The 23048-nt window shown below is 26.6% G+C and carries 33 protein-coding genes and 3 tRNA genes; 13 read left to right on the top strand and 23 right to left on the bottom strand.

Translation table 11 applies throughout. The annotated features are described in order from the left end of the window. Nucleotides 1–31: 31 nt before the first annotated feature. The 3 genes from PF569_07510 to PF569_07520 all read right to left on the bottom strand — a co-directional run bounded on the left by PF569_07510 (nucleotide 32) and on the right by PF569_07520 (nucleotide 1416). Nucleotides 32–106 (bottom strand) — tRNA-Glu (locus PF569_07510). Between the two features lie 54 nt (nucleotides 107–160). Beyond that, nucleotides 161–817, bottom strand: a complete 657-nt coding sequence (locus PF569_07515) for a hypothetical protein (protein ID MDA3856080.1) — start codon at nucleotides 815–817, stop codon at nucleotides 161–163. Between the two features lie 62 nt (nucleotides 818–879). Beyond that, nucleotides 880–1416 carry a hypothetical protein gene (locus PF569_07520; GenBank protein ID MDA3856081.1) on the bottom strand — a complete coding sequence of 179 codons (537 nt, stop codon included), beginning with the start codon at nucleotides 1414–1416 and terminating at the stop codon, nucleotides 880–882. A 91-nt stretch (nucleotides 1417–1507) separates the two neighbouring features. Here PF569_07520 and PF569_07525 point away from each other — a divergent pair, with 91 nt between their 5' ends. Beyond that, the gene (locus PF569_07525; GenBank protein ID MDA3856082.1) at nucleotides 1508–1759 is read left to right on the top strand and encodes a hypothetical protein; all 252 of its coding nucleotides are present in this window, start codon (nucleotides 1508–1510) and stop codon (nucleotides 1757–1759) included. 2 nt (nucleotides 1760–1761) lie between these two features. On the opposite strand, the gene PF569_07530 is transcribed toward PF569_07525, so the two are convergent. The 4 genes from PF569_07530 to pth2 form a co-directional block, all read right to left on the bottom strand. After that, nucleotides 1762–2223: a hypothetical protein gene (locus PF569_07530; GenBank protein MDA3856083.1), complete on the bottom strand. Its 462-nt coding sequence runs from the start codon at nucleotides 2221–2223 to the stop codon at nucleotides 1762–1764. Between the two features lie 41 nt (nucleotides 2224–2264). Beyond that, on the bottom strand, nucleotides 2265–2894 hold the full coding sequence (locus PF569_07535) for a ChbG/HpnK family deacetylase (GenBank protein ID MDA3856084.1): 630 nt from the start codon (nucleotides 2892–2894) through the stop codon (nucleotides 2265–2267). A gap of 202 nt (nucleotides 2895–3096) precedes the next feature. Then, nucleotides 3097–3168, bottom strand: a tRNA-Cys gene (locus PF569_07540). A 92-nt stretch (nucleotides 3169–3260) separates the two neighbouring features. After that, nucleotides 3261–3608, bottom strand: coding sequence for a peptidyl-tRNA hydrolase Pth2 (gene pth2 / locus PF569_07545; protein MDA3856085.1), 348 nt, complete (start codon nucleotides 3606–3608; stop codon nucleotides 3261–3263). 216 nt (nucleotides 3609–3824) lie between these two features. Here pth2 and PF569_07550 point away from each other — a divergent pair, with 216 nt between their 5' ends. Continuing rightward, nucleotides 3825–5210, top strand: coding sequence for a signal recognition particle receptor subunit alpha (locus PF569_07550; GenBank protein ID MDA3856086.1), 1386 nt, complete (start codon nucleotides 3825–3827; stop codon nucleotides 5208–5210). 60 nt (nucleotides 5211–5270) lie between these two features. Continuing rightward, nucleotides 5271–5555, top strand: a complete 285-nt coding sequence (locus tag PF569_07555) for a hypothetical protein (GenBank protein ID MDA3856087.1) — start codon at nucleotides 5271–5273, stop codon at nucleotides 5553–5555. On the opposite strand, the gene PF569_07560 is transcribed toward PF569_07555, so the two are convergent. The 4 genes from PF569_07560 to PF569_07575 form a co-directional block, all read right to left on the bottom strand. Continuing rightward, a complete protein-coding gene (locus PF569_07560) occupies nucleotides 5552–5908 on the bottom strand; it encodes a DUF2878 family protein (protein MDA3856088.1) in 357 nt (118 codons plus the stop codon). The two genes, PF569_07555 and PF569_07560, sit on opposite strands and share 4 nt — an antisense overlap. Nucleotides 5909–5930: 22 nt before the next feature. Beyond that, nucleotides 5931–6551 (bottom strand): HAD-IA family hydrolase, encoded by a 621-nt coding sequence (locus tag PF569_07565; protein ID MDA3856089.1) that lies wholly within the window; start codon nucleotides 6549–6551, stop codon nucleotides 5931–5933. Further along, nucleotides 6544–7272 (bottom strand): diphthamide synthesis protein, encoded by a 729-nt coding sequence (locus PF569_07570; protein ID MDA3856090.1) that lies wholly within the window; start codon nucleotides 7270–7272, stop codon nucleotides 6544–6546. Before PF569_07570 ends, PF569_07565 begins: the two co-directional genes overlap by 8 nt. 83 nt (nucleotides 7273–7355) lie before the next feature. Then, a complete protein-coding gene (locus PF569_07575; protein MDA3856091.1) occupies nucleotides 7356–7646 on the bottom strand; it encodes a diphthamide synthesis protein in 291 nt (96 codons plus the stop codon). A gap of 86 nt (nucleotides 7647–7732) precedes the next feature. Here PF569_07575 and PF569_07580 point away from each other — a divergent pair, with 86 nt between their 5' ends. Beyond that, on the top strand, nucleotides 7733–8419 hold the full coding sequence (locus PF569_07580) for a hypothetical protein (protein MDA3856092.1): 687 nt from the start codon (nucleotides 7733–7735) through the stop codon (nucleotides 8417–8419). Here PF569_07580 and PF569_07585 read toward each other — a convergent pair whose 3' ends face one another. Beyond that, complete coding sequence (locus PF569_07585) at nucleotides 8420–8722, bottom strand: hypothetical protein (protein MDA3856093.1); 303 nt, start codon at nucleotides 8720–8722, stop codon at nucleotides 8420–8422. 69 nt (nucleotides 8723–8791) lie between these two features. Continuing rightward, complete coding sequence (locus PF569_07590) at nucleotides 8792–9175, bottom strand: hypothetical protein (GenBank protein MDA3856094.1); 384 nt, start codon at nucleotides 9173–9175, stop codon at nucleotides 8792–8794. A 111-nt stretch (nucleotides 9176–9286) separates the two neighbouring features. On the opposite strand from PF569_07590, the gene PF569_07595 reads away from it, so the two are divergent. Next, nucleotides 9287–9802, top strand: coding sequence for a dUTP pyrophosphatase (locus PF569_07595; GenBank protein MDA3856095.1), 516 nt, complete (start codon nucleotides 9287–9289; stop codon nucleotides 9800–9802). Between the two features lie 227 nt (nucleotides 9803–10029). Here the strand turns inward: PF569_07595 and PF569_07600 are convergent. Both PF569_07600 and PF569_07605 read right to left on the bottom strand, forming a co-directional pair. Continuing rightward, nucleotides 10030–10104, bottom strand: a tRNA-Pro gene (locus PF569_07600). Nucleotides 10105–10122: 18 nt separating this feature from the next. Then, nucleotides 10123–10719, bottom strand: coding sequence for a 30S ribosomal protein S2 (locus PF569_07605; protein MDA3856096.1), 597 nt, complete (start codon nucleotides 10717–10719; stop codon nucleotides 10123–10125). 87 nt (nucleotides 10720–10806) lie between these two features. On the opposite strand from PF569_07605, the gene PF569_07610 reads away from it, so the two are divergent. The 3 genes from PF569_07610 to PF569_07620 all read left to right on the top strand — a co-directional run bounded on the left by PF569_07610 (nucleotide 10807) and on the right by PF569_07620 (nucleotide 13806). Then, a complete protein-coding gene (locus tag PF569_07610; protein ID MDA3856097.1) occupies nucleotides 10807–11985 on the top strand; it encodes an MFS transporter in 1179 nt (392 codons plus the stop codon). A 161-nt stretch (nucleotides 11986–12146) separates the two neighbouring features. Then, the gene (locus PF569_07615) at nucleotides 12147–13184 is read left to right on the top strand and encodes a deoxyhypusine synthase (protein ID MDA3856098.1); all 1038 of its coding nucleotides are present in this window, start codon (nucleotides 12147–12149) and stop codon (nucleotides 13182–13184) included. Nucleotides 13185–13221: 37 nt separating this feature from the next. Further along, on the top strand, nucleotides 13222–13806 hold the full coding sequence (locus PF569_07620) for an NUDIX hydrolase (GenBank protein ID MDA3856099.1): 585 nt from the start codon (nucleotides 13222–13224) through the stop codon (nucleotides 13804–13806). Here PF569_07620 and cyaB read toward each other — a convergent pair. Together cyaB and PF569_07630 are read right to left on the bottom strand one after the other, a co-directional pair. Beyond that, a complete protein-coding gene (cyaB, locus tag PF569_07625) occupies nucleotides 13803–14375 on the bottom strand; it encodes a class IV adenylate cyclase (protein ID MDA3856100.1) in 573 nt (190 codons plus the stop codon). The two genes, PF569_07620 and cyaB, sit on opposite strands and share 4 nt — an antisense overlap. A gap of 39 nt (nucleotides 14376–14414) precedes the next feature. Then, nucleotides 14415–15071, bottom strand: a complete 657-nt coding sequence (locus PF569_07630) for a hypothetical protein (protein MDA3856101.1) — start codon at nucleotides 15069–15071, stop codon at nucleotides 14415–14417. A 497-nt stretch (nucleotides 15072–15568) separates the two neighbouring features. Between PF569_07630 and PF569_07635 the strand changes: the two genes are divergently transcribed. Continuing rightward, entirely contained in the window at nucleotides 15569–16366 is a 798-nt protein-coding gene (locus PF569_07635; protein MDA3856102.1) for an MFS transporter, read from the top strand. Here the strand turns inward: PF569_07635 and PF569_07640 are convergent. From PF569_07640 to PF569_07650, 3 genes are read right to left on the bottom strand one after another with little or no spacing between them, the layout of a single operon-like run. Then, a complete protein-coding gene (locus tag PF569_07640; GenBank protein ID MDA3856103.1) occupies nucleotides 16356–16895 on the bottom strand; it encodes a hypothetical protein in 540 nt (179 codons plus the stop codon). The genes PF569_07635 and PF569_07640 overlap by 11 nt on opposite strands. Continuing rightward, complete coding sequence (locus PF569_07645) at nucleotides 16892–17680, bottom strand: inositol monophosphatase (GenBank protein MDA3856104.1); 789 nt, start codon at nucleotides 17678–17680, stop codon at nucleotides 16892–16894. Before PF569_07645 ends, PF569_07640 begins: the two co-directional genes overlap by 4 nt. Beyond that, nucleotides 17677–18360 (bottom strand): TIGR00289 family protein, encoded by a 684-nt coding sequence (locus PF569_07650; protein ID MDA3856105.1) that lies wholly within the window; start codon nucleotides 18358–18360, stop codon nucleotides 17677–17679. The genes PF569_07645 and PF569_07650 overlap by 4 nt, the downstream gene beginning before the upstream one ends. Before the next feature lie 51 nt (nucleotides 18361–18411). Between PF569_07650 and PF569_07655 the strand changes: the two genes are divergently transcribed. Beyond that, entirely contained in the window at nucleotides 18412–18723 is a 312-nt protein-coding gene (locus PF569_07655; protein MDA3856106.1) for a hypothetical protein, read from the top strand. Here the strand turns inward: PF569_07655 and PF569_07660 are convergent. Beyond that, the gene (locus PF569_07660; GenBank protein MDA3856107.1) at nucleotides 18720–19628 is read right to left on the bottom strand and encodes a hypothetical protein; all 909 of its coding nucleotides are present in this window, start codon (nucleotides 19626–19628) and stop codon (nucleotides 18720–18722) included. The genes PF569_07655 and PF569_07660 overlap by 4 nt on opposite strands. 123 nt (nucleotides 19629–19751) lie before the next feature. Between PF569_07660 and uppS the strand changes: the two genes are divergently transcribed. Then, nucleotides 19752–20486: a polyprenyl diphosphate synthase gene (uppS, locus tag PF569_07665; GenBank protein MDA3856108.1), complete on the top strand. Its 735-nt coding sequence runs from the start codon at nucleotides 19752–19754 to the stop codon at nucleotides 20484–20486. A 39-nt stretch (nucleotides 20487–20525) separates the two neighbouring features. Here uppS and PF569_07670 read toward each other — a convergent pair whose 3' ends face one another. Both PF569_07670 and gap read right to left on the bottom strand, forming a co-directional pair. Further along, a complete protein-coding gene (locus PF569_07670) occupies nucleotides 20526–20819 on the bottom strand; it encodes a hypothetical protein (protein MDA3856109.1) in 294 nt (97 codons plus the stop codon). A 32-nt stretch (nucleotides 20820–20851) separates the two neighbouring features. Then, nucleotides 20852–21898 carry a type I glyceraldehyde-3-phosphate dehydrogenase gene (gap, locus tag PF569_07675; protein ID MDA3856110.1) on the bottom strand — a complete coding sequence of 349 codons (1047 nt, stop codon included), beginning with the start codon at nucleotides 21896–21898 and terminating at the stop codon, nucleotides 20852–20854. A 130-nt stretch (nucleotides 21899–22028) separates the two neighbouring features. On the opposite strand from gap, the gene PF569_07680 reads away from it, so the two are divergent. After that, nucleotides 22029–22394, top strand: a complete 366-nt coding sequence (locus tag PF569_07680; GenBank protein MDA3856111.1) for a hypothetical protein — start codon at nucleotides 22029–22031, stop codon at nucleotides 22392–22394. Between the two features lie 115 nt (nucleotides 22395–22509). Next, nucleotides 22510–23034 (top strand): hypothetical protein, encoded by a 525-nt coding sequence (locus PF569_07685; GenBank protein ID MDA3856112.1) that lies wholly within the window; start codon nucleotides 22510–22512, stop codon nucleotides 23032–23034. Nucleotides 23035–23048: the final 14 nt, after the last annotated feature.

The following is a 23048-nucleotide window of genomic DNA, read 5'->3' on the forward strand; positions in this document are numbered from 1 at the left end:
TAATTATTGTTTGTTCTAGAAAAATATTAAGCCCTCTGGCCGGGATTTGAACCCGGGTCACAGCCTTGAGAGGGCTGCATGATTGGCCGAACTACACTACCAGAGGATTACTTATACTTTATAAGAATTATAAGAGGTTTTTAAAGATTTTGATTGAAAATTACCTAAAATAAGAATGAATTAATTCATATATCTTTCCTTTTAATTTGAAACAAGTATTTATATCATTTTCAAGATTTTTCTGATAAAACCTATCTAAATATACTTTTTTTAAAAAAGGACTTCCTTTTACAAAGGGAATTTTATCTAGATAATTTTTATTAACTGTATTTTTATATTCCATCTTATTTCTAAATTCCCATTTTCCAATTTGTGTTTTGATTTTATTATTGTTTTTATCTAAAAATTCAACATCTTTCATATCTCTTACAACTAAATATAGTTCAAATTCCATTGAACCATAATCTGATTCAGGAAGATTTTTTTTGAATTTCCATTTAAATTCGAATTCTTTTGCCCACCCTCTCTCAACGACAACATGTTCAACTTCAAACATATCTGAATTTCTATTTATTCGCTCTTTATTATCTACCCATTCTCCTGCTTTTACTAAATAATCTCCATCAGGACTCCATACATCAGTGAATTTTAAATTTACAAGTAAGTCATGAAGATCATTGTAAAATTTTTTAATATCTACTTTTTTTGAAAAAACTTCTGTTGCAGGTTTAAATAACAGACTTTTTTTATCTCCTAGAACTTCATTAATTATATTAGTAGTAGTAGTCCCACCCCTTAAATAATTGTCATCACCCATATATCTATAATTTAAACAAGAAAAGAAGTTTTTAAATCTTTCTTTTCATTAAATAAGAAAATTTAAAGATTTTTATCAATCATTATATCATTTGGTTTAACATAACTTAGAAGAATTCTTAAATTTTTTAGAAATAACTCAATGTCCTCTAATTTAGTTTCAATTGAAGAATTTGGTTGAGTTATTTGCTTTTCTAATTTTGAATTTATATTTTTTAGCTCAATTGAAATTAATTCAATATTAGAGTCAGACGAATGATCTAGCATATCTTTCATAGATTCAACAAGTCCTGAGAGTGATCCTATCATCCCCTCTAATCTATCATCTAGGCTCTGAGTTTTAGTTACAAGATTATCTAATGTTGATTTATTTAAATCTTTTATATCATCTAAATGGTTAATTATTGTTTCTCGTTCTTTTTTTGATTCTTCATTTATTACTTGAATTATTTGAGAAAGAAGTTTTGTATCTGGTTGAGCTTGTTTTTGAGGAACGAGAGTTTTTTGTTTTAAGAGATCATTTTCTTTTTTCAATTTAGAATTTTCTTCCTTTAAATCTCTAATTGAACTCTTTGCTACTAACTCATATTCGTCATCCATATGATATTTAAAGTTAATTTTAATATATTAATTTATCACTACTTGAAAATGTTAGACAATAAAATTAATTGAAATTAATTAAATTTAAGATATGTTAGATCAAATCATGTTAATTATAGGTATTTCGGGAGTTTTAGTTATTGCTCTAAATTTTATTTTAGAGGCAACAAATAGATTAGGAAAAGACCATAAAAGTTTTGCTTTACTTAATGTTTATGGGTCCAGTGCACTTTTCATATATTCTTTATATGAAAAAGTTTGGTTATTTGTAGTTTTGAATGGATTTTTAATATTTGTTGGATTTTATGGAATTTATCAAGTTTTTAGAAATAAAAAGAAATAAATTTATTTTTCATATATCTCAATTAATTTTTTATTTACACTAGAATACTTCTCATTAAACTTAGCAATAATCTCATTTATTCTTACAGTATCAAATTTACCATTAGGTTTAAAAAAATCAATTATGTCATGAGCTGCATGAATGTTACCCAAATTATCCTTTTCAAATTCAATAGCATTTTCAGTATGTACGAGACTATTTCTCATATTGTTTAGAAAGTATAGGTCATCAAATAATTCTCTTGCGATTTTGCCTTCAAGCCACTTCTTTTCATTGTTTATATGTCTAAACAACTTTAGTTTTGAATTAAAACTAATTATTGAGTTATTGAATAGAATTTGATGATAGAATTGTTCTTGAGTTTTTTGAGGTTTGAGGTGTTTTATTAGGATTTGTTTTAGATAAAATTCTACTTGATTAAACTTTAAAATAATTTCACCAATTAATTGTTCTTTTTTTTCCATGTGTTAGATTAAGAAGTCTTTATTTAATAAGTTAACTAACTCTATAAATCATTATAGCTAACTAATTGAATATTGTTTTTATCTAATTTGGGAACTAAATATTTAATTTTTTCAATGTCTAACTCTCTTTTCTCATTTAAACTTGATTTGCAATTTTCATCATATGTGCCTGGATGAAATAAAATTTCATATATCTCATCTTCTTGCATTGATTTTATCATTTCATCTAAATCCTCAAAAGATGAGTCAGTCCCGTTGAAAAGTTTGTTTGTAGTTTTCACATCTTTTAATTTATTGGTCATAGTTCTACAAGGCAAATTATTCTCTTTACAAAAATTTGAGATTACTAAGATTTCTTCATCCGATTTTTTTGGTTTATGAATATCTATGTGAGATGGATTAAATGAGAATATGTCTGAAAAATGATTATATTGGATTGCGATTTCTTTTTCAAAATTTTCATTTTTAAATTCTAAATGAAGACCAATACTCAAATTATACTTTTCTTTTAATTCAATTATTTTTTTAATTTGCTCTTCTTGTTCATCACTTACCCAATTTACCATAACAGTTGTTGAAGTAACAAGATTGTTTTCAATTAAATTTAGAATAGATTCGTTAAATATCACACTATATCCAAAATCATCCGCATTAATAATTATTCTTTTCATATAAATATTAGTTTAAAATATGAACCTTATAAATATTTCTAAAATTTAAAATAATAGAGGAGGGAGGGATACGAGAAATTTTTCTTCGAAATAATTTCTGGACAATTTGAACAATAATAAAAATTCGGGAAATTTTTAAACAAATTGAATAATTCAATTAGGTTCAAATAGTTTGAACCTTCAATCACAATTTATAGAAAATAGGTGAGGGAGGGATTTGAACCCTCGATCACAGGGTTGCAGCCTATTGCCTTAACCACTTGGCCACCCCACCACAAGTAAATATTAATTATATTTGTTTTATAAAGGTTTCTTACAAAGAAACTTCCGAAGAAATCTCTGATTTGTGACTGAAATTTTCCTATATTAAAAATTAGATAATTTGCCTGTAATTGAGTCTATTTTATCCTCATTTTCTGGACCAATTGCAAGACAAGTTGGAGTTCCAGGAGCAATTTCTGTTCTTCCTGCATCAGTTATTAGAGCAGTTGTTAGTCCAAAATCTTTTGCTTCTTGAAGGTATTTGTATAATTCTTTTTCAGATTCAATCTTTAGAGTAATTTTTTTCATACCCGAATTTCTCCACTTTGAAACCATTCTATCGTCTGAACGAAGTGTTGCTTCAACTGCTGCATGAGCTGCTTGAGCTGCAATTTTACCTTTAGACATTCCTAAGTCTTTTCGAATTAGAATTACTTGTTTTAATTCAGACATAGAATTGGTGGTTTTTAATAGTTTAAAAAGTTTGGTCAAAAATTTAAAAAACATTTTTTCGAAGCAATTTAATTTTTAAATAGTTCATTCACTAAGTTTGGAACAATTTAATTCTGGAAAAATTAAATAGTTTTATAAAAGTAAATTCATATATAATTTTATGGTACAGTCACAATTAAAAATTGTTCGGGACCATTTTAAATATTAAAATTAAAAATGGTACTTGACAATTTAGGTGGGTCTTTGAAAGATACACTATCTAAGATTAGGAATTCTTTAACAGTTGATAGAAATTTAGTTGAAGAAATTCTAAAAGAGATTCAAAAAGCTCTTTTGAGCTCTGATGTTAATGTTAGGTTAGTTCTTGAAGTTACAAAAAGAATTCGTGAAAGAGCAATTAATGAGAGAAATGAGAATCTTACGAAAAAAGAACAACTTATTACAATTATTTATGAAGAATTGTCTGCTTTTTTGGGAGATGGAAAAGAATTTGAATTGCGTGAAAAACAAAATAGAATTTTACTTGTTGGCTTGTATGGTCAAGGAAAGACTACTACTTCAGGAAAATTAGGAAATTATTTTAAAAATAGAACAAAAAAAGTTGCACTTATTTCAACAGATACATGGAGACCTGCAGCATATGACCAATTAAAACAACTTGGAGATAAAATTGAGATTCAAGTTTTTGGAGATAAAACTGCTAAGAAACCGGAAGAAATTTATAAAAAATTCAAAAAAGAATTAGATAAATTTGAGATAGTAATCATTGATAGTGCTGGAAGAGATAGTTTGAATAAAGAACTTGTAGATGAAATTACTGACTTGAATAAAATAGTTGACCCAACAGATACATTTTTAGTTATGGGTGCAGATGTTGGACAGACTGCACAAAGACAAGCTGAAGCGTTTAAAGATAATTTGAATGTGACAGGAGTTATCATTACTAAGATGGATGGAACTGGTAAAGGTGGAGGCGCCCTTAGTGCTTGTTCTATTGTTGAAGCTCCAGTAAGATTTATTGGTGTTGGTGAAAAAACTGAAGATTTTGAAAGATTTAATTCTGAGAAATTTGTATCCCAACTTTTAGGCATGGGTGATATTGATACTCTTCTTGAAAAAGCAAAACTTGCAATTGATGAAGATAAAGCTAGAGGCATGGCCGATCGTATGATGAAAGGAAATTTTGACCTTGATGATTTATACGAGCAAATGGGTGCTATGAAGAAAATGGGTTCTATGTCTAAAATTATGGGAATGATGCCCGGAATGGGAGGTTTGAAGATTGATAAATCACAGATGGAAAATCAAGAGTCTAAGATGAAAAAATGGAAATTTATTATGGATTCAATGACTAAATATGAAAAAAGAAATCCTGAAGTAATTGAACTTTCAAGAATCAAAAGAATTGCTCAAGGTTCAGGAACTCAAGTTTCAGATTTAAGAGAACTCCTAAAACATTTTAAACAGACTAAAAAAATGATGACTATGTTAAAAGATCCTGGTTCAATGCCCGATATGGATAATATGAATCCTCAAGAAATTATGAAAATGATGAAAAAATCAGGCATGAAAGATTTTAAAAAATTAGGTAAAAAAAAATAGTGAATACTCTAATTAGATAAACAAACTTTAAAAACAAATAAGATTTAAAAATAATATAAAATGAATGATGTAGAAGATAATCCGAATAATCCTACGATTCTTTCTGGAGAAAAATTGAATGTAAGGCACCACTTCATTATTAAATATAAAACTGAGGAAGATAGAATCAAATTTATCGAAAAAGTTTTAAAACTTATCAAAGATCATGAGATTAGAGATTATTTTATTGAAGAAAAAAAAGCTTTTATGAAAAATAGAATATTATATAATCATAAAACTCTGATTAATGGTAATGAATTTAGTTTTTCCCAAATAGATCAAGAATTTTGTAAATATTTGAACTAAAATAAATTTTTAATAATTTTCTTCCACAATATTATTTCCTTTGAAAAATTAATCATGAATAATGTTGCAATTCCCCATAGAACAAGTAACCATATTGGAATTCCAAAATAATTAGGCTTTGAATATGTCCATGCTCCATATGAAATTGCAATTATTTCTGAGATTGCTCCCATTAAACCACAAATAAAAAATATTAGAATCATATCTTTATCTTTCATTAAAAACAATATTAGAAATGCATAGAATATTAATAGAACTAATACTAGATTTGGGTTATTCCATAAAAAAGCAACTGTTAAAAGAGTCATAACTGATAGAGTATTTGTCAGAAAAGATTTTAGATATTCATTCATACAATTTTTAAAAATCTAATATTTATAAAAGTTCTTTAAATTCTTGAATATTTTCTACCAAATAATCTGGATTAAATTTTTCAAGTAATTTTTTAGAGTTATAACCCCAACTAACACTTATACATTTTACTCCTGCAGCTTTGGATGCTTCAATATCTCTAATCTCATCTCCAACATAATATACTTCTTCTTTATTTAGATTATTTTCATCAATTATTTTTTGAATGTGTTTTGCTTTTCCAAATAAAGAGGATTTGTAGTATTGTTTGTCAAAGAAATCTAATTTCTCTTTTTTGAATATTTTTTCAACAAATTCTTTGTTGTTAGAAGTTAAAATGTATAGTTTATGATTTTTACTTTTTAGATGTTCGAATAAAGTTTTTATTCTTTCAAAAGGTTTTACTTCGGAGTCCCTTTTATTAAAATCTCGTTTTATTTTCCAAACAATATATAATATCTGTAATTTATTAAGTTTAAATTCTTTGATTATATCATGCAAGGATTTATTTTCTATCAAATTGTATAGTCCTTTTTTACTCACTTCAATTCCAGATTTATTTGCATTTAAATATAGACAATCAATTAATAAATCTAAACTGTTAAGTATTGTTCCATCTACATCAAATATTAGAGTTTTACTCATTTTTGAACTCCAATAAAAAAATGTCTTTGATATTTATTACAGGTTTTGAATGTCTTAATATGTCATCTTGACCAATTCTAGGACAAGCAGTATTTACCCAACATTCTACGAATGGGAAATTTTCCATTTCACTATCCAAGAAATTATCTGAAACAAAATAATAAAATTCTTTATCTTTGTATTGGTCTTTTAATTTTAAAGCTGATTCTTTGTATTCTTGTCCCCATTTTGATGAAACAAAAACTCCGATAATGTTTGAAGTATAAAATTTTAAAAGATTTCCTTTTTTCTTTTTTAAGTATTTTTCAATATGAGTTTTATCTATTACTTCAATTAATTCTTGAACTATATTTAAAATAATTACTGGCTTGATTTTATCCTGATTTTCTTGAGCTAGTAGAATTGCATTTGGATGAAAATATCCATCACCAATATATACAAATCCATCAACTTTTGAAATGTCTAAATTTAAATTGTCTACATAGGAATCACACCCTAGAATTTGTCCTTTAAATTCTGCTCTATGAGGTTTAGTAATTATTATATTGTATCCTTCTTTTTCTAAAAGAGATTTTACTATTTCTAATTTTGGAATAAATTGAATTGCGCAGTATATAGCAATTGTTTTTTTTTCACCAAGTGTTTCTTTTAATTTTTTAGTAAAATCTTGTGGTATTATGAAGTCTATTCCAAAATTTGCATTTAATAATTTTATTTTCATTTTTGGACCACCTCCAAAAATGAAGAAATTTGTTCCAAATTTCTTAACAATCCAATACTAAGTATTTTGCCTTGTTTCATTCTTTACCACATCTCCTTTTTCTTAATGTATACAGCATGACCCCATTGAACACATAAGTCAAAACCCAATTTATCTAAGTGGTGAGGGATGTCACATGCACCAAAACATGTACCAAAATATGAAAAATAATCTGCTTTTGTTTTTTCTTTTAGTTCATCAATTATCTCTTTTGAGTAATATTTTAGTCCATCCGGAAACTGAAGAAGCACTAATTTGTGATTATTAGAATTTATATCATCTATTAATTTGTCAATTTCTAAATCATAATATGTTTTGTACTTTTTCTCACTCATATTAATGATTAAAGTGAGCTAATTTAAAAAATTATTGACAATTATTGAAATAAATAGACATATAAATAGAAATTATTCTAAAAACTATGAATGAAGAGTGGTTTGATCAAAATTATGAATGGCCAGGTTGGCCTTTGAAAGATGACCCACATGGAATAGATTTTGATTTAGATGCCAGAAAAAGAATGGTTGGAGGTAGTGAGTTACTACTTCCTTTTATTTATAAATACAGGAATGGTGTTTGTAATGCCATACTAGAGATTGGACCTTTTTTTAACCCACTTATTACAACTAAGAATTTTCCAAACAAAAATATTTGTTATTGGGAAAATGATAGACATGTATTAAAATGGCTCCCTAAATTTAATAATTCTGAATTGGTTAAACCTATTTACTGCGACTTAAAAGAGATTGAAGGCGATTCATTAATAACTCTTCAACAAGAAACATTTAAGTATTTTAAAGAAGTAAAAAATACTAGCAATAAATTTGATTTTGTTATTATTTCTCAAGTATTGAATTATGTTGATTATAAATTGTTTTTATTAATTTTGAAGAGTTTTGTTAAAAAAGATGGACTAATTTTCATAAATAATGTTGTAGAACATGGTTTGCCTGATTATTTCTCAGATAAGAGACCAAAAAGTATTAAAGAAACTATTGAGATTTTAGAACATATAGGTTATGAAATTTTAGAAAAAGATATTATTGCAACCCAATATCCTGATTCTCAAAAAAAAGATAGAGTAATACTTGTCGTTAAAAATAAATAATCATTTATACTCATCAATTAAATCCTCATCATAAGAAGAATCATATTTTGAGATTTGAGATGATTGATTATTTTTATTTTTTTTATGATAGACATAATAACTAATAATTAAAATCCATATCAATGATTGCATCAAATATGAAATCATACCACTTTTTAAATAGAAATTAACACCAAATAAAATTATTATTAAAATTAACATAAATTTAAAAGGTAAAGTTTCCTTACTCTTTTCAAAACCAAGAATAGAATTTCTAATTGGTTTTCCATCAATTCCATATTTTGGTTCCTCAAAATTATCCATGATATGTATCCAAGAATTATATTTATAATCTTTTTTAACTATTTATTTTAATATCTAGTTAATTTTTAATTATTTATTAAATTCTTCAATTAATTTATCTGCTTTTTTTTGATCAAAATCAGATTCATCATCATATTGATCTAAGATTTCATCTATTTCATCATCTGATTCAATATCTAAGGGATTACTTCCTTTATTATCATTAAAGGTATCATCTATTTGTCTAATTTTCATGTAGCCTAAGAATATTATTAATACAAGATAAAATAACCCTTGGCCCAAAATCATTGCCAATTTAGGACTTATCATAAAATAAATAACTGCTAAAGTAATTAGAGTACCAAAAATTATCTTAATAGTTAAACCATGATTTGAATCTTTATTAATTTTAAACATTGAATCTTTAATTGGTCTACCATCAGGAGCATATTTTGATTCATGATTATTCTTCATAATTATTTTTCAAAAGATAAGATTTATAATACTTTTTAATCTTAATTTAGTTATGTGCAGTCACAAATCGAAGATTTGTTCGGTACATTTTTAACAAAAAAATTGTAAAAAATGGAAAAACCTTTTTTAAAGATAAAGCTATTAAGAGAGAATGCTACAATGCCTTCTAAGAGAGTTGAAGATGCATGTTTTGATTTGTATGGATGTTTTGATGAAGATCCAAAGTTCTCATATCCAGGAGATATTTATTTAGTTCCATTAGGTATTTCAACAGAATTCCCAAGAGATTGGGTTTTTTATATCGTTGAGAGGTCAGGTTCAGGGTCCAAAGGGATTTCTACTAGAGCAGGAGTAATAGACAGTGGATATAGGGGAGAGATTAAAACTCCACTGAATAATACAACAAATAAATTGATTATTTTTTCAGAATTCCCTGATGAAGAAATTAAAGAGAAATTTGCAGAGAAATTAAAGGGCTTTGAAGATAATTATAGGATTTATCCTCAATCTAAAGGGATTGCGCAAGGTTTCTTACTATATTGTCCACATGTTGATGTTGAAGAAGTAAAAGAACTTGATATGAACTCCGAGAGAGGATCTGGAGGATGGGGAAGTACAGGTAAATAAAATTTTAATTTATTCTAATTTTTAATATAATAAACACACAACTTCTATACTTTTTCTCAATTTAGAATTATGAAAATGTGGCCATACGGATACGAGAAATTTTTCTTTGAAATAATTTCTGGAACATTGTTAAAACAAAGTACGAGAAATTTTACTACACAACAATTTTTACTTCATAAAAATAGTTTGAACTCTCTTCAAATCTTATTCAATTAGAATTACGAAAACGTGGCCACGCGGATTTGAACCGCGGTCCAAGCGTCCCAAACGCCTGATGATAGACCAGACTACACTATGGCCACATAAAAAAAATGTTGGATTTACTCATCACTAAAATCATCTAGTGTGTACTTGAAATCTTTTTCCTTAATAATGCCTCTATTTGATAAATAGTGTTTTGCAAGAAGCATAAATGCTAAACCTAAAGATTTTTTACCTTTATTATTAATAGGAACAACTAAATCTAATTTTGAAGTTCTATTGTTAGTATCACAGAATCCAACTGTAATAATTCCTTGTTCAAATGCTTCACTTAAAATGTTTTTATCAGTTAAAGGGTCACATACAATTACAACTTTATATTCTTTGAAATCTTCAAGAGATACATTTGTTAATTTACCTGGAAGGTATCTTCCAGTAAAGATGTCACAACCAATTAATTTTGCAAACATTTGTAGAGGCTTTTTTGCATTTTCTCTTCTTCCCATAATTACAAATTCAGAAGGATCATATCTTGAAAGTAAATTAATTAAAACTTTTAGTCTACTATCAACATCATCAGTGTTTAAGATTTTTAACCCATCAGGTCTTGATCTTATAATGAACTTGTCAGTAAATCCGTTTTTATACTTAGTTCCAATGTGTACTCCTGCTGTTAAATAGTCATCAACAGGTACCAAAGTAGTATTTTCAACCATACAAATTATGAATTTTATTCCATTTATAAAGCTTTACTATTTCTATATATATAGAAAGTTTATAAAGACATTTGAGAATTAATTATTATGTTTCATATGTATCTTCCATTTAGGAAAAAATTTAAGAAAACTACACAACTATCTATTTCAAGACTTGTTGCGGCATTTGGTGTCTCAGGAATTAACACTATTTGGATAATTTATATGACTAGATTTGGGATAAGTGATTCAATGATAGGATTCATTTCAGCTTTCTTGGTAATAATATCCTTGATTACTGCATTTTTCTCAACACCTATTCTTGAAAAATATAATGAATTGAAGATTTTAATTATTAGTATTATTGTTCAAATTATTGCTTATACAATGATTCCATTTTTCCCAAATTTATATATTTTCATTTTTCTTGCGATGATAATTTCAATTGGAACCGTATTTAAAATAGATAGTTTTGATATTCTATTTCGAGATGAATCAAAAAATAAAGAACTTAATGAAGATGAAGGATTAATGTATTCCTTATCAAATGTTGGATGGTTAGTTGGTCCTTTAATTGCAGGATTCTTCCTAGTTGAATACGGAATAAATTCAGTATTTTTTGTAGGGTCAGTATTTATTTTAATTGGTCTTTTTATGCTCTTAAGAGTGAAAATCAAACTCCCTGAGAAGAAAAGAAAAAATTTCGATACAAATATTACTAAGAATATTAAAGATTTTATTAAAAATAAAAGATTGATTTTATCTTATATCATAAGTGGAGGTATATATATCTGGTTGGCGCTACTCTTTGTTTACATACCTCTTTTCATTATAGATAGTGGTCTTGGAGAGGCATACATTGGAGTATTCTTATCTGTTGTTGTTATTCCACTCGTTTTGTTTGAATATGAGGTTGGAAAACTTTCGGAGAAATATGGATTTAAACCATTTTTTATTTTAGGTTTTTTTTCTCTTACAATAATTGCAGGACTTATGTTTATATTTGACAATATATATGTAACTTTATCACTTATGGTTGTATCAAGCATTGCAATGTCATTTTTAGAACCACTTCAAGATTCATTTTTCTTCAGCAATGTGAAACATAAAGCTGATGAGGAAAAGTACTATCCTATATATGCTACAGCTACAGATATTGGAAGTTTTGTTGGAAAAATAAGTGTTGCAGGATTATTACTTTTATTGCCAAATAAATATGCATTTTTAGTTATTGGAGTATTTATGTTTATTATTGGAGTTGTATTCTTATTCCATAAAGAGAAGTAATCAATTTACTTTACTTATATTTTTAAATAAAACATTATTAATTGTTAATATGAAATCTATAAATAGTGTTTTTAGAAAAGGCTATTCTTGTTATAATTATAGATGGTAAAGTCTCATTATTCAATTATAATTACTAAAAATTATTAACTAATTTATTAAAAATGACTAAAAAAATTAAAGATATCAATATGAAAAAAACAACTAAGGCAAAAGATAATGTATTAAAAAAAGCCAATACATTAGAGGGATGGCCAGAAATTAGAGGTTACGATTTTGAAGAAGAATTTAATTTTGAAAATTTTTTGAAATCCTATGCCAATACAGGTTTTCAAGCAACTAATCTTGCACAATCTATAGAGATTATTAAAAATATGAGGAAAGATAAAGCAACTATATTTTTTGCTTTTACTTCCAATATGGGAACTTGTGGAGTTAGAGAACAAATCAAATATATTACAAAGAATAATATGGTTCAAGTAATGGTCACTAGTGCGGGTGCTATTGAAGAAGATATTATTAAGTGCTTAAAACCTTTTGTTCTAGGAGATTTTAGAGCTCCAGGACATGTACTAAGGGAAGATGGAATTAATCGTACAGGAAATATATTTATTCCTAATGATATATACCTATACTTTGAAAAGTTTATGACTAAATTCTTAGAAAGAATCTATGAGAAACAAAAACAAAAAAATGAGATTATTGGAATTAAAGAGTTTGTTTATGAATTAGGATATGAGATGGAATTACAAGACTTAGAAAAAAAAGAAGATAGTTTCTCATATTGGTCTTACAAAAATAAAATTCCTTTTTTTTGTCCTGCACTTTTAGATGGAAGCCTTGGAGATATGGTTTATTTTTTTAAGAAGAATCATCCTGATTTTAAAATTGATACTTCAGATTATATTGTCGAAGTTACAGATTTAGCTTTGAATTCTGAAAAAATGGGAATTATTGCAATTGGAGGTAGTGTTCCAAAACATGTTGTTTCAAATGCTGCTTTGTTTAGAGATGGTGCAGATTATGTTGTTTATATTAATTCAGGTTTAGAGATGGAAGGTTCTAATGCCGGAGCACCTATTGATGAAGCAGTTAGTTGGGGAAAGATTAAACCTGAAGCTCAAAAAATAAAAGTTGAATCTGAGGCAACTTTAGTTTTCCCTTTAATTGTTGCAGGAGCTTTTAAATTGTACAATCCATAAAACTAAATTTTATAAATCTTTATTCTTAAATATTTTTATGAGCAAAATACCTGAACATGCAAAATGTGTATTTAAAGGAGTTCTTTTTGAGATATATCAATGGAAACAAGAAATGTTTGATGGGACATTTAAAACTTTTGAGGCAGTTAAAAGACCTGGAACAGTTAGAATTATTGCAATTACTAGGCAAGGGAAAATCATTATGCAAAGAGAAGAACAACCTCATATTGGGAAGTTTACCAATATCCCTGCTGGAAGAATGGATCAAGGAGAAGAACCAATTGATAGTGCAAAAAGAGAACTTCTAGAAGAGAGTGGATATGTATCAGAAGATATACTTGAATTTTATAAATTTCCTTCACGAGGAAAAGTTATTGGTAATTCATATATGTTTATTGCTAGAGAATGTTATAAAAAACAAGATCAAAATTTTGAATTTGATGGTGAGAGAATTGAGACTTTTTTTGTTGACTTTGGAACATTCATTAAAGAAACTCAAAAAGAGGAGTTTAGAGATAATCAACTGACTGATTTAATTTTTAGAATGATTCATACTCCTGGAGAATTAGATAAATTTAAAGAACTATTGTTTTCGAAAGAAGGAATTAAGATAACAAATTAATTATTTTTTAAATCATGAAAACTTTTTAGGTTCTTTTTCTCAATTATCAAATCTCCGTATTTTTGTTTTTCTAAGTTAGCTTCAAGACCTAATTTTTTTAATAAATATAAACATCTCTTTTTTGCTTCTTCTTTTTGGGAGTCAGCTTCTACCATTAATTCGACTTCGATAAATTCACCTAAACCATCCACATTGTCAAGAGCAATCTCGAAATCTTCAAATTGATAATATGCTCTTTGTTTTTTTATTGTGAAAAACTCTTCAAAACCTAGTTTCTCAATAATTCTTTTAGTAGAACTCATATCCGCTATATCTATTTTATATTCTATTCCTCCTCCAACATTCCTATCTATTTCTTTTATCTCAAATATTTTTTTACTATTAACGATTCTTATTCTAAAAACTATTCCTCCGTCTTTAATTTTACCTTTAGAGTCTAAGAATTCATTTTTTAGAAAGATTATGTCTTCTTGTTCTTCTTCTTTGATATATTGAAAATTTAATTCTTCAAATTTTGAAAGAATTTCTTGTTTATTATCAACTCTTGCTTTAAGCTCAACTTCTATCATAAAATATTTCTAAAAATTTGTATTAATAAATATTGGTAATTATTCTTCTAAATCATCAAATATCTTTCTTAAATGTTTTAAAACTTTAGTTCTTGCATGATAACTTAGAACTACATTTCTTAATCTGTAATTAATTATCTCTTCTTTCTTATGTAAAAACCCTTTTTGCTTTAATTCTTTTAATGTTGTTGGGTGGGATTGAAATAATTGTTTTCCTTCGTCTGGTCTTGAATTTTCAATTATATGAATTGTTGATGAGAACTCTTCCATATCTAAAAACTGTTTTACATCTTGATCTAATCCTTTGTATTTCATTTCTGAATTTTCTATAATTCTAAGGTCACCGTGATGAATATTTAAAATGTTAATTTGCGCATTTCTGAATTTCATAAAATCAAGAAAACTTTGAGGAAGAATTTTTGTGAAATTATTTGTGATTATGAAATCAGGTTCAAATCCATCAATGAACACTCCTAACATGTCAAAATACTTTTCCTTGTCCTTCTCAAAAGTTTTATTTTTATCAAAAGTATAAGTGTAGAAATTGTCCATTTCCTCATCAAAATCTACTGGAAATTTTCTATCAAGTATTAAAAAAATATCAAAATCAGGATTATTTTGAGCAAATAAATGTGCTAGATTTACAAAAGATGAACTTAGAAAAACTATTTTTTTTCTCTCTTGCATCTCATCCATAATAAGAATTCTGATCTTTGGTTTAAAAATGTTAACTACTAGCACCACTTTTAAAAACAATAAATAATTATAATCAAAAACTACAACTAAATTATATGTTTAATAAATTAATAAGGAAAAACCCTGTAGCTTTGATGTTTGCTTCATTCCAATTAACTCATCAAATTGCTGTTGGTATGATAGTTCCTTTTTTTTTCTTTAATCTTTTTAGAAGCAGGATGGAGTAACAAAGAGATTACTTATTTTTTTGCAATACTTAGTTTTGCTATATTCTTATTCTCTCCAATTATTGGTAAGATTTCAGATAGAATTGGAAGAAAGAATATTATCTTTTATGGAATTATTGCGCAAATATTTTTCCTTAGTACATATTACAATTTTACTGATAATAGGACTCTTGTTTACATTATTAGATTTATAGATGGAATTGGTTCAGGGGCAGTCTCAATTGTTGCACTTGGAGCATTTGAAGATATTATTAAAGAAAAGAGAGGGTTTTGGACAGGTTTTTTTTTAGTGTTGGATCAATTGGAGCAATTATTGCTCCTATTCTTGCAGGATTTATTGCAGACTGGCATTTAGCAAAAACAATATTCTTAGTCTCAATAGTATTTATGATTCTCTCAATCTTGTTATTAGTTTTAATACCTGAAAAAAAGAAGAGTAAAACTAAGATTAAACTAAGAGATCTTAATCCATTATATGAGATTTCAGATTTTTTAAAATATAGAAGATTGCAAGGAATGGCAATTCTAGGAATGACTATGAATGCAAAAGGGCAAATTATAACAATATTTTTCCCTATTTTCGTAGTAAAAACTTTAGGACTTCCAGTATATTGGTTTGGAATACTTTGGGGGATTGGGCCCTTCATACATATGTTCCAATTTTACTTTGGAAGAATTGCCGATAGTATTTCTGCACAATTTGGAGTAATGCTTGGAGTTTTTATTGTATGTATTTCAATGCTCTTTATGCCACTTGCAACTGGAATAACTAGTCTTGCAATTATTTTATTCGTTTATGGATTAGGATCAAGTATCTGGAATGTAACAGCTTGGTCTCTCATGAGCAGTGTTGCAGAAAAACATGATATGGAAGGAGAAGTTGTTGGAACATATTATTCATTGTCATATTTTGCAATGTTTTTAGCATCATTATTTGGAGCATATATTGTTGATGCAATTGGAATAGCAAGAACATTACAAACATTTGCAGTAGTTATACTTTGTATGACTGTAGTGTCATATTTTTTCTTTAGACCAATTTTTCATAATGTAGTTTCTAAAAATTAATAAAATTCTCAATTAATTTCTTATTTCTTATCTCAGGGTGAAATAATGAAGCATAAATTTTTCCATTTGAGAACAACTGAGGAATTTTAGTTTCTAATAATAGATTAAACCCTTGAGGTAATTCTGAATATGATTTATGAAGAGCATAAACTTCATTTAAAGAGACTTTTTCTAAAATACTGTCTTCTTTGACTTTACTTATCTTAACCAGACCTATTTCCTGCTTCTCTTTCAATTCAGCTCCAAATATTTTTCCAATTATTTGAGCTCCAGCACAAATTCCCAATATATATCCTTTATAGTTTTTCATCCAATTAAAAATTTCAGTGTGATTTAAATATTCAAAATCTTTTAGAGCAACACCACATAAGATAACTTTTTCATACTTTAAAATTACTTGTTCGTTTAATTCTAAAAAATGAATTATATCGAAATTTGTTTTAACAATTTCTTTAACTGGCAATACAAATTCATCATGATGAAGAGAATTTTTTTCTTTATTCATATCAACTATTAATATATTATTCATTTTTTGAGAATTTTTAAATAATTCAATAAGGATTTATGGTTTTTTAAGTTGGTTAAAACTAATTCTTTTTTTGTTATATCAAATTTCTCACCTTTAAAATCTACTGCGCATCCTCCTGCTTCAAGAACTAATAAATAACAGCAGTAATCCCATGGTTTTGCACTAGCTGAAATTAATGCATCAACTCTTCCTGAAGCAACTAATGCAGTTGAAAAAACTAGAGAATAATAATTTCTTATTGTGATTTCATTATCTAAAAGGATGGAGAATAATTTTTTCTTTAATGATTTATTTTCTCCTCCAGATAAAATTACATCTGAGTTTTCAAGTTTCAAATCTGAAACTTTTAATCTTTTAGAATTAAAGTAAGCACCTTTTCCTTCTTGAGCAAAATATAATTCTTTAGTTACAGGATTATTACAATAACACATAATAACATCATTTTTCTTTGCAAATGCAATAGTTACCATAAAAATTGGAATTTCACGAGAATAGTTTCTTGTACCATCAATTGGGTCTATTATCCAAGTATAATCTGAATTATTAGTAACTGAAGATCCTTCTTCTGCTAAAATATTATGATTTGGAAACTTCTTTTGAATAATTTTGACAATTTCTTTTTCAATTAATAAGTCATATATTGTTACAATATCTCTTTTTTCTTTATCCTTGTAATATACTCCTTTATCTTTCAATAAAAATCCTTTTTTTGCAATTTTAGCTCCTTTTAAAATAGCTTTTTTCATAACTTTTCTTATTTCTTCTAAATTTATATCTTCTCTCATTTATCTACCAATTTAACTTCTTTAATTTCCAAAATTCCCGCATTTTCACTATCCATATGTTTTTCTACATCCAATAACTTTATCTCTTTTTTGAATAAAGGAGAATCTATAACAAATGTTTCAAGTTCTCCACCTTCCCCGGCAGGATTAATTTTATATTTTTTTTCTAACTTCGTTAATTCTTTAATTAGATTTTTATCAAGAATTCTTCCTAAGTAAGATTTGTCAAAAGGATAAGAAAAAATTCCTACAATTATTATTTTGAAATTATTTTCTAATAATTCATATAAAAAATCTACTTGATTTTTTTGCCATAATGGGTTAAAACACCAGATATTTAATTTTTGACAAATTGTTTGAATTCTTGATGATTGGTATGCAGAATTTATTGCACCAGTTACAACTCCTTCAATATTATATTGTTCTTTTGCTAACTCGATTGCTAATTGTAGGTCTTCTAATTCTTTTTCTTTTTCACCTTTAGTTTTATATTCAATTATTGGAATCCCTAAAGCTTGTGATTGTACTTTTACAAAATCAATTCCTTGTGTTTGAAACATGTAAGATTCTTTATTTTCAGATACTAAAGTTATAAGACATACAACTTCATTTTTTTGATTAGCTTTGTATAAAGCATAATTAGAATCTTTCCCACCAGAAAACAAGACTGCAACTTTCATTATAATAAAGATTCCCTAAAAACTTATAAAGATATAAGTTTTGTGATTCATATGAATAATACTAAAATTCTAATGATTTTTTTATTAATTGGTTCATTATTATTTACAGGGTGTATCCCTCGAATGGATGAATTAGAACTTAATACCGATCCAAGATTATATGCAGGAGAAGGAGAGATGTGTGAAAATCAATACATGAAAGTTGAATGTAGTGAGGGACTAGAATGTATTCCTAAGAGCACTAAACCTTATGTTATTGGTTTTTGTTATCTTCCAGGTTATGTATATAATGAAGATTTTATTAATAGAAATACTTATGAAGGAAATCCCGATTATGATACTAGAATTAATCTTAGTTCCTAATTTTCTTCTTTTTTTATTCTATCACCAATATATATTTTATTTGCTTTTCCTACTTTTATTCTTTTCAAAATTTTTCTTGCATGTAGTTTAGAAATAATTTTACTTAAATTAGATTTAGTTAATTTAGGTAAATAGTTTAGAATATCATATTGGGAAATCCCATCATTATCTTTAATAAGTAATAATACCTCACTTTCGTTCTCAGTCAAATGCTTTTTAACTATTTCTTCAATTGTTTGTCTATTCTCTTCTTGAGGTAGATTAACTTCATTACTAATTTTTTCTTCTGGACGAATCTCTACAATATTTTCTTGCACATTTACTTTAGATTTAGAAGTTTTATTTTTTATTTTAGTTTTATATAAAATTAATAAACTTACAACTAAAATAAGTAAAATGAAGATGATGGTGAGATATATTAAATCTCTATTAATAAATCCTGTTTCAATATTGGACTTTGTGTCTTTAAAATTTACAACAAATAATAAATCTTCTTCAACAGATTCAAAATCCCATATTACTCTTCCTGATTCATCTAATAAGAAATTTGTAGGAAAAATGTCTATCCCTTCCCCGAAGTTGTCTTTAAATTCAAGATTGAATATTAAATTGTCAACAGGGAAATCAAAAGATAAATAAGTTCTAAAAGCATCTGCTTTGAAAAGATTATTGGATATGTCTTCAGACCTATATTTGATTAAAAAATAATTGTCTTCAATCCCTTTTGGTTTGAAAATGAAAAAATCTCCTACAGATTCGTAATTAACTGTCCCGAACTTATCTACTGCATAATCGATTTTAGCATCTTTTGGTTTTTCTATTGAGAATTTTGAAATACTATCATTAGTTTGAAACTCTATAGCATAATTATATATTGTGTAATCTTGATAGACAAAAGCTTTCACTGTAACATCGGTTGCATTGGAAACTATTGGAAACAGTAATATCAGAAAAATGATGCAGAGTTTCTTAAGCATATTTATAGAGTAGAGAAAAATCTTTATAAAATTTGTGCTAATAGTTATTATATGATTAATCATATTGGATTCATAATGGATGGAAATCGTAGGTATGGAGATAAGTATAATTTATCCAAAAAGGAAGCTTACAGAGCTGGAATGGAACAATTTTTAAATTTTGTTAAGTATCAAGTTAAACATAATATATTTGAAACATCGTTTTACGCCCTATCAACTGATAATTATGAAAATCGTGGAGAAGATTTGAGACCTATAGGAGACTTAATCCAAAATTTTTTTAAAGATGATGATTTAGAAGAGTATTTTATCAAACATAAAATTAAACTTTGTTTGAGAGGTGAAATTGATGAATTGGAAGAAAAAGATAGGAAAGAGAGGAAAATTAAGCTTTTTGTTTCAGATCTAAGAAAAAGGTTCGAGAAATGTAATGCAAAAATTGGTCAAGAGTTCAAATACAGAGTAAATATTGCAATAAACTATGATGGACAAAAAGAAATTTTAAGATCTTTTAAGAGTATTTATGAGAAAATTTCTAATGGAAGTTTAGATTTTGAGAAAGTTGATGAAAAAACTATTAAAAATAATATTTATTATAATGATTCTAAATCTCCTGAAATTATTGTGAGACCTGGAGATTCACCAAGAATCTCAGGATTTATGCTTTGGGATAGCAAATACAGTGAATTATATTTTACAAAAAAATTATGGCCAGAGATGAATGAAGAAGATTTTGTAGAGATTCTCGATTGGTTTAAATCTATTAAAAGAAACTTTGGTAAGTGAATAATTTACAATATTTAAAAATAAATTCTAAATTTTTATCTAATTAAAATATTTAGATAAATAAGATTCTGATTCTGAATCGGATAAACCCATATTTAAAAGGCCTGTTTTTACTGATTCTTTAGAGTAAGTTGATTTGTATTGAATAATGTACTCTTGAGCTTTTTTCTCATTCTCATTTAAATTATCTCCACCCATATTTGGATTATAAGAGTAACTTTGCATTGAGTTTTGTTTTGCCTTTGCCATTCTTTTTTGATTCCATAAACCTATTGGAAATATTAGAACTAAAGAGACAATCAAAAAGATTTGAAGTGGATTTATGTCTATCATATTTTATTAATGAAAGTTTCTATTTATTAAATTTATTTCTTACTGATTAGTTTTATTACTTCAATCATCCTATTTGAAAATCCATATTCATTATCATACCATACTGCAAGTTTTAATAGATTTCTACCAACAACTTCTGTACTTTGAGCATCAATTACTCCTGAATGCGGATTTCCTATTATGTCTGAAGATACTAATTCTTCTTCACTATACTCGACAATGCCATGGAGTTTTGTACTACAAATTTCTTTTAAGAATGAATTGATTTCTTCTTTTGTTATATTTTTTTTCAATTCTAAATTCAAATCAGTAATACTCCCAGTTATAGTTGGAACTCTATATGCAATTCCATGAAGTTTGCCTTCTAATTCAGGTATTAATTTAATTACTGCTTGCGCTGCACCTGTTGAAGTTGGAACGATGTTGAATGGTGCTGCTCTTCCTCTTCTTAATTTTGGATGTACAGAGTCTAAAATTCTTTGATCTCCAGTTACTGAATGAATCGTTGCAAACATTCCTTTTTCAATACCATATTTTTTGTATAATTCATTAACTATTGCACTCATAGAATTTGTTGTACAAGAACCATTTGATACAACCTTAAATTCATTTTTATACTCTTCATCATTAACTCCTCTAACCAGATAAAATACATCCCCTTTACCTGGTGCAGAGATTACAACTTTTTTTGCACCATTTTTTATATGAATGTCTACTTGTTCTCTGTCTACAAATCTTCCAGTACATTCAGCTACAACATCAATATCTAAGTCTTTCCAAGGTAGTTTTTCTATATCTTTTTCTCCTAAAACCTTAACTCTTCTATCTCCTACAACTAGATACTCACCATCAACTTCAACTTTAGTAGGGAATTGGCCTTGTGCACTATCATATTGTAAGAAATATCTTGCTGCATCAGCTCCAGATAAATCATTAATTGCGACAAATTCGATGTTTGGATCATTAAATCCAGCTCTAAATATCATTCTTCCAATTCTTCCAAATCCATTAATTGCAACCCTTACTTTTTTATTTGAAGAAATTTCTTCTTTAATTTCACTTAGTATATTATCTTTCATAGATAAATTTACTCAAAGTTTTAATTAAATGTTTAGTATCTTCGTTTAGTGATTATTTATTTTTACTTTAATTTTTATCCAATTTTAATTTAAACAAAGATTTATAAAACAAAATTCTTTAAGTAGTTCTATGAAAGCTGAAAAAAAAATTGAAAAAAAATCTAAACATGTTTTTGGAATGACTGATGCAGATTTTTCAAAAGAGAATTTTATTGAAGGAGGAGTTATTAGACCTTTAATACTTATGAGTGCATTTTTCTCATTTATAATTGCTATGTTTTTGTTGTTATTGGGTGCTAAAGATATGGATTTAAATATGTTGAAATGGGGTGGTTCCTTAATTATATTTTCATTTGTTTTGAATTTATATTCAATCTATGAATCTCTAAAAGATAAGCCTAGTATTTTTAAGAATATGAATTTAGGATTTAAATTTACATTATTTTTAATTGAAGTTGTAGCATTCAACTGGATTTTAGCTACAATCCTAAATTAAAAGAAATTTTAAAATACAAAATTTCTAGCAAATCACCTATTATTTAATTTTTAATTTAATTTTTTACTTTATAGGTAATACTTTTTTTTATATTTAAAAGTCTTTTAAATAGTATATGAAATTATCGCAAGAGTTTTCTAGAGTTAAAAATAGTTTTTCTAAAGTTAAAGAAGATATGATTAGAATATCTTCAAAAATTAATGAAAATTATGATGAATTTCTAAAAGAACATAAAAAAATTAAAGAAACTATTGAGAATTTATCAAATGAAGTTAGAGAACATATTTCTAAGGCTAAAAATATTACTCCAAATCTTGAGACTGATAAAAATGAATCAAAAAAAGAGTATTTGGATTTGAAAGCAGAGATTAGGGAACTTAAGAGTGCGATCTCAAATATATTAGAAGAGCACCATAAATTCAATTTAACTATTGAAGAAGTTAAAAAAAATAAAGGTAATATTACTAGTCTTAAAGAAAAGCTCCACAGTAGTGAGCTTGAAATTTTTTTGTTAAAGGAGAGACTGATTGAAAAAGATGTTGAGGTTAAACAAATGAAAGATATAAATTCTCACATGTTGAATGTACTAACTGAACTTTCTAATCTTGAGTTAGAAATACTTAATAAAAAACTTAACTAATGAAAATGGATATA

It is taken from the genome of Candidatus Woesearchaeota archaeon (genome assembly GCA_027858315.1).
In the GTDB taxonomy this organism is placed as follows: domain Archaea; phylum Nanobdellota; class Nanobdellia; order Woesearchaeales; family UBA583; genus UBA583.